Genomic DNA, 9,407 nt, shown 5'->3' with positions numbered 1-9,407 from the left:
AAATAACTGAACAAAACAGCATTACGGCTAAAAGGCAGTCTCAAAATTGGGCCTGCCTTTTTTTTATGCTCTCCCTTAAAATTTTCAATTGCAAATTATTTTTTTTATGACTCTCATTAACTAATACCAAACAGATAGAATTAGTCACAGGTTAAAAAGATTTACGCAGATTTTTAAAAAAAATAGTAATGAAATCTGTGAGAATCTGTGTAATCAGCGGCGAAAAAAACACATGGTATTATTTGTGAACAGTTCTATTTTTTTTAAACAATTTAGATAAATTGTTACACGCTGTCACATCTGGCAAATAAATCACTAAATTTAAACTGTAATTATTTAAGCAGTATGCTTTCTGAAAACACATTATACAAAACTCATAATCAAATAATTACAACACACTTAATACAACTGCCAACTTCAATTCGTTTTATGAATTATACCGAATTTACAAAAAGCCCGTTTAAAACACTGATTTCATTTCATAAACTGATAGAAAATTTAGAAGAAATTGCTGTATCAAATATAGATTACCGCTCTAATTATGCCAAAGCCTTACTAAAAGAAACAGCTCCTTATCCAGAATTCAGAGAAGGAATTACTGATTTAAACTTTATAAAAAAACACGAAGAATTAATCCATAATTTACTTGCCGATCTCTTCCCTACTGCGTTAACAAATAATGAAATTAAAGCTGTTTCTATTCCATTTCAAAATGTAACTTTTAATTATACCAAAAGGTTCAAAAAAATCCTCCAAGATGCAGGAATGACATTTGACATGGAAATTCGAGATTTTGAAGAGGATCAATTTTATATTCTTAACTGCATTCTGATTTTAAATGCATTTTACGGTCAGAATTTTGATTTCAACAAACCTTTGTTTTATGATATTCCAAATGCAAATGGTGTCATATACCATTACCGCATTTTATACAATGCCGATTTTCTTGAAATTATTCCAACACAAAATGCACCAAAAATCAGTCCGGAAGATATCAATCTGCTGATGAATAATTATGATAAGATTGAGCTTTGGAAAGAAAAATTTCCACGCGAAAGCTGGATTTTAAAGGGTTTTGGGATAGTAAGCCTTTTTGACGTAACCCGCGAAAGTGCCGTGTCAAATTTAAAAAGCAATCTTTTAAGAACTAAAGCAGCGCAAACGGCTTCAGACATTAGTTTTGAATCTATATTCAAATCCATTTTTAAAATTCCTGATTTAAGAATTGGATTTATCCTATATGATGAGGAAGAAGAAAGATTTACAATTCCTCCGTATAATGATAAAATGATTAAAAGCTATATCTTGAATGATATAGAAGAAATGGATTGTAGAAATGGTATTTATGGTCATTGTTTTAAAACTATTCTGGAAGACAAAAAAAATATTATAATCTCTGATGTCGAACAATTTTCAAAAATTGCAGGAAATGAAAAACTAGGACAGCATTTGCTGCAGCAGGACATACAAAGCTGCATTTTTGCATTAGTCATAAAAGACGATAGTATTCTTGGCATTATAGAATTAGTTTCTTCAAAACCGAGTGCTTTAAACAGCATCAATGCAATCAATTTGGATTTATTTCTGCCTTATCTCGTTGATAATCTAGAGAGTTATAAAATCGATAAGGAAAACCAGATTGAAGCTATTATTCAAAGAGAATATACAGCCATTCACTCCAGTGTTTACTGGAAATTTAAGCGGGAAGCCCTGAAATATTTTCAGTCCAGCTCCCCTGCCAAAGATTATATTTTTAAAGAAATCATTTTCAAGGAAGTCTATCCTCTGTATGGTCAAATTGATATAAAAGGTTCCTCGGAACACCGCAATAAAACGGTCAAAGAGGATTTAAAAAATCAGTTAAGCACACTTATAAATCTTTTTGAAAGCCAAAAATCAAATGATAGTTTTGTTCTGCTGGAACAGCGGATATTTGAATTAAAATCATTTAATTCTGAACTCGATTCATCTCTAAAAGCAGATACCGAACAGCAAATTCAGAATTATATCGAAGCCGAAATTCATCCTATCCTGAAAAACACAATAATGGATCTAGAGCATGAAACCGTAAAACAAAACTATTTTGAAAGTCTGGACGAAAAAACAGGAATGTTCTATCAGGCTAGAAAAAAGTTTGATAATACCATGTCTGTTATCAATAAAAAACTAGCCGTTATTTTGGACCAAAAACAAACGGAAGCGCAGCTGATTTATCCGCATTATTATGAGCGTTTTAAAACCGATGGTGTAGAGCACAACCTCTACATTGGTGCTTCTATTGCACCCTCAAAACCATTTGATAATCTGTATTTAAATAATTTGAGATTATGGCAGCTGCAGACATTGTGCGAAATGGAATTGGAACATCATCAGCTCAAAGCTACTCTGCCTTATGAACTGGATGTGACTTCACTGATTTTAGCATTCAGCTCCCCTATTTCTATTCGTTTCAGAATGGATGAAAAACGTTTTGATGTCGATGGCACATACAATGCACGATACGAAGTAGTCAAAAAACGCATTGATAAAGCAACCATAAAAGGCAGCAAAGAAAGAATTACGCAAAAGGAAAAAATCACTATCGTATATTCTCATAATTCCGAACAAAACGAATATTTAAAATACATCAAATACCTGCAGTTCAAAAAAATACTGGAACCCGCAATTGAACAATTTGAAGTCGAAGAACTTCAGGGTGTGTCAGGGCTGAGAGCTATCCGCGTAAAAGTCATCAATACTAATTTTACAAATTACGCAAAAGACAATACCTAACAAGATTTAGTAAACTGACAGAATTAAAAAATTTAAAATACAAAGATTTAAAAAGTAACATTTTATAAAAAAGATTAGCATTTTGTAATCCTCTAAAAGAAAAAAACATCAGCCTCCAATTGTTTTGAAAGCAATAACAAAAGCAATTACTGACAGTACTAATCCAATCATAAAAATATTGTAGGCAATCCGCAGTAAACGGTATTTTTTTTCCAATACGATTCCCAAAAAATACAAATCCTTAATCAGTGAATTATAGAGATATTCCCGGTCTTTCATCATTTCATTCATAGCCCATTGATAATCTTTTAAAGGCATTTTATAAAAATTTCCAAAAAACAGAAGATTTGTATTTCTGTCCTCAATGTCTTTTTTGGTAAAAACTCCTTTGGTAACTTTTGGCCTTGTAGAAAGTATCGCAAAAATAATAGTAATTACACTTGAGAGCAGCATAATAAAAGTAGGAACTACTAAGTGCGCATTTTTCGGACTATCCAGTTTTGGAATCAATGTAGAAAGTGCAATCGAAATAATAATTGCATTTACCGAAAGTAAAATATTGGCTTTGCTGTCTGCAATACCGCTCAAACGGGTATGATTCCCTAAAGTAACTCTAAATAAAGTATCGATACCGCGATCTGGTTTATCTGGTTTATCTGGTTTATCTGGTTTATCTGGTTTATCTATTTTGTCTTCTTTACCTTTTTTTTTATTCTCTTTTTTAAATTCTGTATCCATTTTTTTTATTTTTTTCTGAAGTCGTTTTATGTTTTTTTGTTTCAAAGGCTGCCAATGTTCGACAGCATACGGAGTATAAAATTTATGCATCGCTGTCAGAAAAAATTCATTTCCCTTAGCCCATTCTATATCCGTCATTGATTTTCCGTCAATGTTTTGCCACTCTTTCCTTAGACATTCACAATTAACAACATAACTGTCATTTAAAATATGGTGATAATCGGCGTCTTTAATGATTTTTTCTAAATTCGACTGTGGAATATAGTCTTTGACAGTAGCTCTAATTAACCTGTTAACAGCCGTAATATATGCTTCAGATTTTCCTTTTTCACTCAAAAACTGAGCTGCTATTTTTGTGCTGAACTCTTCGTGATCATTAAAACTGTCAACATATCCCGTATCATGAAACCAGGCGGCTATCAGTAGAATTTCCTTATCTGATTGATTTACTTTTTCTTCATCACATAAAATTTCAACAGCCCGAACTACCTCAAGCGTATGATCCATATTGTGATAGCTGTATAAATCAGAGAGTTTTTCTTTGATTAAATTGGAAACAAAATCCTGAACTTCATTTACAAGAGTCATACTTTGGTTTTTATCTTAGGACAAACATTAGGAACTGTTTTCTAAACAATTCGTCTGCCATGATTTTAAACGTCTAAATTATGAAATTGTTTTCTGATAATCATTTTTAACCAAAGAATAAATCCGTGCTATTCATTTTTAGCCATTTGATTATCAATTCACTCATTTAGAGTCTATAAAACCGGTCCTTTTTACCAGCCGGATTATAAAACTTTTCTAAAATGTTTGAAAACTTCTATTTTCGAAACATTTTTATGGAAGGTTAAAACTATTAATTAATCAAGGCATTCGCTTTTAAAAGTTTTTGACACGAATTACACTAATCTGCACGAATTAAGATTGCTGTTTAATTACACAAAATATTCGAAACTGTAAAAAGTTGTAAAATTTGATTTCAATTTTGATAAGAATTAATGTTAATTGGTGAAATTCGTGTTTATCTTTTTTTTAATGTGAATGCCGTGTTAATCAATTTCCTTTAAGTACTTTTACTCTGTATCACAGAAAAGTTATTATAAAACCATAAAATCATGGGATTGTTTTTTAAAAATTCATTCATTAAAAGAATGACAGCGCTTTTTGGACTTCTTATTTTATTACTGATATTCCAATCTTGTGCGACACATCATCCTCAATATGGCAAAGATATCGACACAGCTGTCTCACAAGAGGAAACCGATTCCTCAAAAACTGCCCACACTTTTTATCTAATTGGAGATGCAGGAAATGCTGATGAAGATAAAGCACAAAAAACACTTGCACTGCTTCAGAACAGACTAGAACAATCTGATAAAAAAAGTACACTGCTGTTTCTTGGTGATAATATTTATCCAAAAGGTTTTCCAAATTCCGGTACTTCAGCAGAACAGGATTTAGCCAAAACTAAACTTATAAATCAATTGAAGCTGGCTAAAAACTTTAAAGGGAAAACTATTTTTATCCCCGGAAATCACGACTGGTACAGCGGTATAAAAGGTTTGGAACGGCAGGCAAAATTTGTAACCAATTATCTGAATGATAAAAAGTCGTTTATGCCTCAGCAAAATTGCGGTCTGGACGAACTAAAAATCACTTCAGCTATTACGCTGATAACTATCGACAGCCAATGGTTTTTGGAAGATTGGGATTCATACCCTGCAATGAATGACAACTGCACGATTAAAACCCGCGAAGCTTTTTTTGAAGAACTGGCAAGTCTATTAAATAAAAATCAAGACAAAACGGTAATCCTTGCGATGCATCATCCATTAATGACCAGCGGTTCCCACGGCGGACAGTATTCGATAGAAAAAGAACTTTTCCCTTTGGAACAAAAAATTCCGCTGCCGGTTATTGGCTCAATAATAAATTTAATTCGGAAAACATCGGGAATCAGCCCGCAGGATATTCAAAATAAAGTATATCTCAATTTTACAAAACGGATAAAAACACTTCTGCAGAATCAGCGTAATGTCATTGTGGTTTCGGGTCATGATCATAATTTACAATACCTGGCCAAAAACGACATTAAGCAGATTATAAGCGGTTCGGGTTCAAAATCGGAATCGGCTAAGGCTGTAAATCCAAATGATTTTTCATACGGCGGAAATGGATATGCCACATTGACCATATATAAAAACGGACAAACAAAAGCTGCCTTTTATGGTAATGAAAACCAAAAGGAAAAACTGCTTTTTGAACAGACAATTATAAAATCAAAAGATACAATTACGCCAAAAAATCTGCCGAATCATTTTGCCCAAACAACCCAAACCTCCATTTATTCTAAAGAAATGACCCAAAAAAGTATTTTTCATAAATTCCTTTTTGGCCAGCATTACCGCAGCTATTACAGTATGCCCATTATAGCAAAAACAGCAGTATTGGACACCCTTTTTGGAGGAGTAAAACCTATCAGAGAAGGCGGCGGACACCAGTCAAAATCATTACGCCTTGCTGATGCCAGCGGGAAAGAGTACGTAATGCGTGCCTTAAAGAAAAGTACTTCCCGTTTTCTGCAGTCTGTGGTGTTCAAAGACCAGTTTGTTTTAAACCAATTTGATGACACCTATGCCGAAGATTTTTTATTTGATTTTTACACCACTTCGCACCCCTACACACCCCTTGCGGTAGGAAATATGGCCGACAAAATTGGTGTCGCGCACACCAATCCCCGTTTGTATTATATTCCAAAAGAAACAGCGCTAAAAAACTTTAATTATAATTTCGGAAATGAATTATACTTAGTTGAAGAGCAGTTATCCGGCAGTCAAAAGGAGGCAAAAAGTTTAAAAAATCCATTAGATATCATCAGTACTGATGATGTTATGAAAAACATGCACAAGGATGAAAAATATACCATTGACGAACCCGAATATATCAAAGCAAGATTATTCGATATGCTCATTGGAGACTGGGACAGACACAGCGATCAATGGCGATGGGGAGAATACAAAGAGAACGGAAAAATCATTTATAAACCTATTCCAAGAGACCGGGATCAAGCCTTTACAAAATATGACGGAACACTGCTTTCGTTACTGATGAATATGCCGGCACTCCGCCATCAGCAAAGCTTTAAGGAAGATATTAAAAATGTAAAATGGCTCAATCGTGAACCCTATCCGCAGGATATTGCTTTACTAAAAACTGCCGATGAAAAGGAATGGATTACGCAGGCCAAATACATTCAGGAGCACCTTACGGATGAGGATATAAATAACGCTTTTACCGCTTTGCCAAAAGAAGTTCAAGACGAAACGATTGAAGATATTAAACGCAAATTAAGAATAAGAAAAACGAAACTGCAGGATTATGCAAAAGAGTATTACAGAGTACTGCAGAAAACGGTATTGATTGTCGGTACAGATAAAAAAGATAAATTTATAATTACCCACACTTCAAAAAACAACACTGAAGTTGCAGTTTACAGAGTAAAAAACCAAAATGATGAACTGCAGTATGAAAAAAACTTCAATGCTGCGAAAACCAAAAATATCTGGATTTACGGCTTAGACGATGATGATTTATTTGAAGTAAAAGGCCCTTCAAAATCTGATATCAAAATCCGGTTAATCGGCGGACAAAACCACGATTCGTACAACGTAGAAAATGGCAAAAAACTCAAAATATATGATTTTAAATCCAAAGACAATACCTATGTATTAGATTCTAAAGCCAAAACTATTTTGACAGATGATTATGATCTTAACCTTTATAATTATGAAAAAATTAAATACAATGCTTTCTCTGGATTTCCATTTGGAGGCTACAATCCCGATGATGGCGTAAAACTTGGAATTATTGCCAACTATACCGTCAACAAATTCAATCAAAATCCGTACACGCAAAAACATACCCTGAGAGCTAATTATTTATTTGCCAGCAGCGGGTATGAACTTGCTTATAACGGCATTTTTCCTCAAAGTTTTGGAAAATGGAATCTCGAAATAGAATCAAAATTTACGAGTCCTAACTTTAGCGTGAACTATTTTGGATACGGAAATGAAACGGTAAACAGTGATCATATATACGGCATGGACTATAACAGAGTCCGCCTTCGAACAATAAAAGTGTCTCCTTCAATAAAAAAAACAGGACGTTATGGAAGCGAATTCAATTTCATTACGCTTTTTGAAAAAATAAAAGCCGAAGACACTAACGGCAGGTATATTAATATCCCAGGCACTGTAAATCCAAACGTTTTTGACAATCAGCAGTATGCGGGAGTTGGCGCTAAATATAGTTTTGAGAATTATGATGTGCCTTCTCTTCCTACTATGGGATTTGGTTTTTCACTAGCTGGAAGCTGGAAAATGAATTTGAATGAAACAAAAACAAATTTTCCTGCACTAGAAACCAAACTTAATTTCAATCATAAAATTGATCCCAAAGGAGAATTTGTTCTGGCAACAATATTGAAATCAAAAATACTGTTTAATAATAATTTCGAATTTTATCAGGGAGCTGCTTTAGGCGGTGATTATGATTTAAGAGGTTTTAGAAACGAACGCTTTTTGGGTAACGCCTCTTTCTACCAAAGCACTGATCTGCGCTGGAATATTGGTAAAATTAAAAAAAGTATCGTACCAATGTCATACGGAATTCTGGGAGGATATGATTACGGAAGAGTCTGGCTTGAAGGCGAAGAATCCCATAAATGGCATCAGTCCGTTGGCGGAGGAATATGGATAAACGGTCTCAATGTAATTACCGGACGGGTTACCTATTTCAAAGGAACTGATGACCGAGCAAGAGTTGCTTTTGGTTTAGGGTATGGATTTTAGTTTTTCAAGAGACACTTCATAGACATTTCCGCCTAATTTATTTGTCTTTTCATCGGCAATAATCAAGGTTTTATTATCCTTGAAACAAACCGCCTCTTTTTGAGAAAAATGATTTAATTTGAATGATTTCTGAGTTCCTTTTAGAAAATTATCGCCCTTAAAATTCTCAAACAAAAAAACTTTGTCATGAGTCAAAAGTACAATTTTGGAAGCATCCGGGCTGATTGCAGCACTGGTAACAGCACAGTGATTATAATTGCCGCAGGTTTTAAATTCTCCCATCAAAAGAGCTTTGTGATTCCCTGCTCTGTTTGGAAATCGGTATACTAAAACTGTACCGTCAAATCCTCTGCTTCTGTTTTTTGTAAAAAGATAAAAGTTTCCATTATATTCAAAAAAACCTTCAGCATCAAAGAACAGTTTTGTCTTTTTGGGCGGAAACTCTTTCTGTTCCGGATATGAAAACGAAACTTTATAGGCCGGAACAGCAGTTTCTTTCTGCAGCGAAGTCTTGTCTATTTTATAAATACATAAATCTTTTCGAGTATTGTCATTGTTCCCAAAGTCGCCTATATATAAATTTCCTTTCTTATCTTTTGTAATGTCTTCCCAATCAATATTTGGAGTGTCCGCTATGGTAATTCTTTTCTGAATAGTACCGTCTTGAGCACTCAAACCATATATTTTATTGGCATTACCGCTGTCTTCCAAAGTCCAGAACATCTTATCCTTTTCAGAATAAAGAATACCTGAAACTTCTTTTAGCTTTTTAGGTAAACTATATAATTTTGTCAGCGTCTCAGAACCATTCTGACAAGCCAATAAAATAAAAGCAGCTGTAATCGAAATATAATTTTTCATAGATTTCCTGAATAGACACAAAAATAACTCATATTTTTTTACCTTTTATAATTAGTTTACGAACTATTATAAATAGTTATAGACTTATCCGTGACTAATACCAAATCGATAAAATTAGCTACAGATTATAAAGATTAACACCGATTTCTAAAAAATGCATGTAAAATCTGTGAGAATCTGTGT

Annotated in this window: 4 protein-coding genes; 2 read left to right on the top strand and 2 right to left on the bottom strand. The window is 33.6% G+C overall.

Annotation, left to right across the window (positions count from 1 at the left end; all coding sequences use genetic code 11):
• Positions 1-429: 429 nt before the first annotated feature.
• Entirely contained in the window at positions 430-2,772 is a 2,343-nt protein-coding gene (locus tag IRZ80_RS20345) for a GAF domain-containing protein (RefSeq protein WP_194644132.1), read from the top strand.
• Positions 2,773-2,880: 108 nt separating this feature from the next.
• On the opposite strand, the gene IRZ80_RS20340 is transcribed toward IRZ80_RS20345, so the two are convergent.
• Positions 2,881-4,098, bottom strand: coding sequence for a Pycsar system effector family protein (locus IRZ80_RS20340; protein WP_194644130.1), 1,218 nt, complete (start codon positions 4,096-4,098; stop codon positions 2,881-2,883).
• A 530-nt stretch (positions 4,099-4,628) separates the two neighbouring features.
• Here IRZ80_RS20340 and IRZ80_RS20335 point away from each other — a divergent pair.
• A complete protein-coding gene (locus IRZ80_RS20335) occupies positions 4,629-8,363 on the top strand; it encodes a metallophosphoesterase (protein WP_194644128.1) in 3,735 nt (1,244 codons plus the stop codon).
• Here IRZ80_RS20335 and IRZ80_RS20330 read toward each other — a convergent pair.
• Entirely contained in the window at positions 8,346-9,224 is an 879-nt protein-coding gene (locus IRZ80_RS20330) for a hypothetical protein (protein WP_194644126.1), read from the bottom strand. The genes IRZ80_RS20335 and IRZ80_RS20330 overlap by 18 nt on opposite strands.
• Positions 9,225-9,407 lie beyond the last annotated feature (183 nt).

It is taken from the genome of Flavobacterium sp. HJJ (assembly GCF_015351475.1).
Taxonomy (GTDB): Bacteria; Bacteroidota; Bacteroidia; order Flavobacteriales; family Flavobacteriaceae; genus Flavobacterium; species Flavobacterium marginilacus.
This window is presented reverse-complemented; position numbering and strand designations above follow the sequence as displayed.

Bases quoted from the DNA above. Each gene is read 5' to 3' on its own strand.
- IRZ80_RS20345 (WP_194644132.1), top strand. From the start codon at position 430: ATGAATTATACCGAATTTACAAAAAGCCCGTTTAAAACACTGATTTCA.
- IRZ80_RS20340 (WP_194644130.1), bottom strand. From the start codon at position 4,098: ATGACTCTTGTAAATGAAGTTCAGGATTTTGTTTCCAATTTAATCAAA.
- IRZ80_RS20335 (WP_194644128.1), top strand. From the start codon at position 4,629: ATGGGATTGTTTTTTAAAAATTCATTCATTAAAAGAATGACAGCGCTT.
- IRZ80_RS20330 (WP_194644126.1), bottom strand. From the start codon at position 9,224: ATGAAAAATTATATTTCGATTACAGCTGCTTTTATTTTATTGGCTTGT.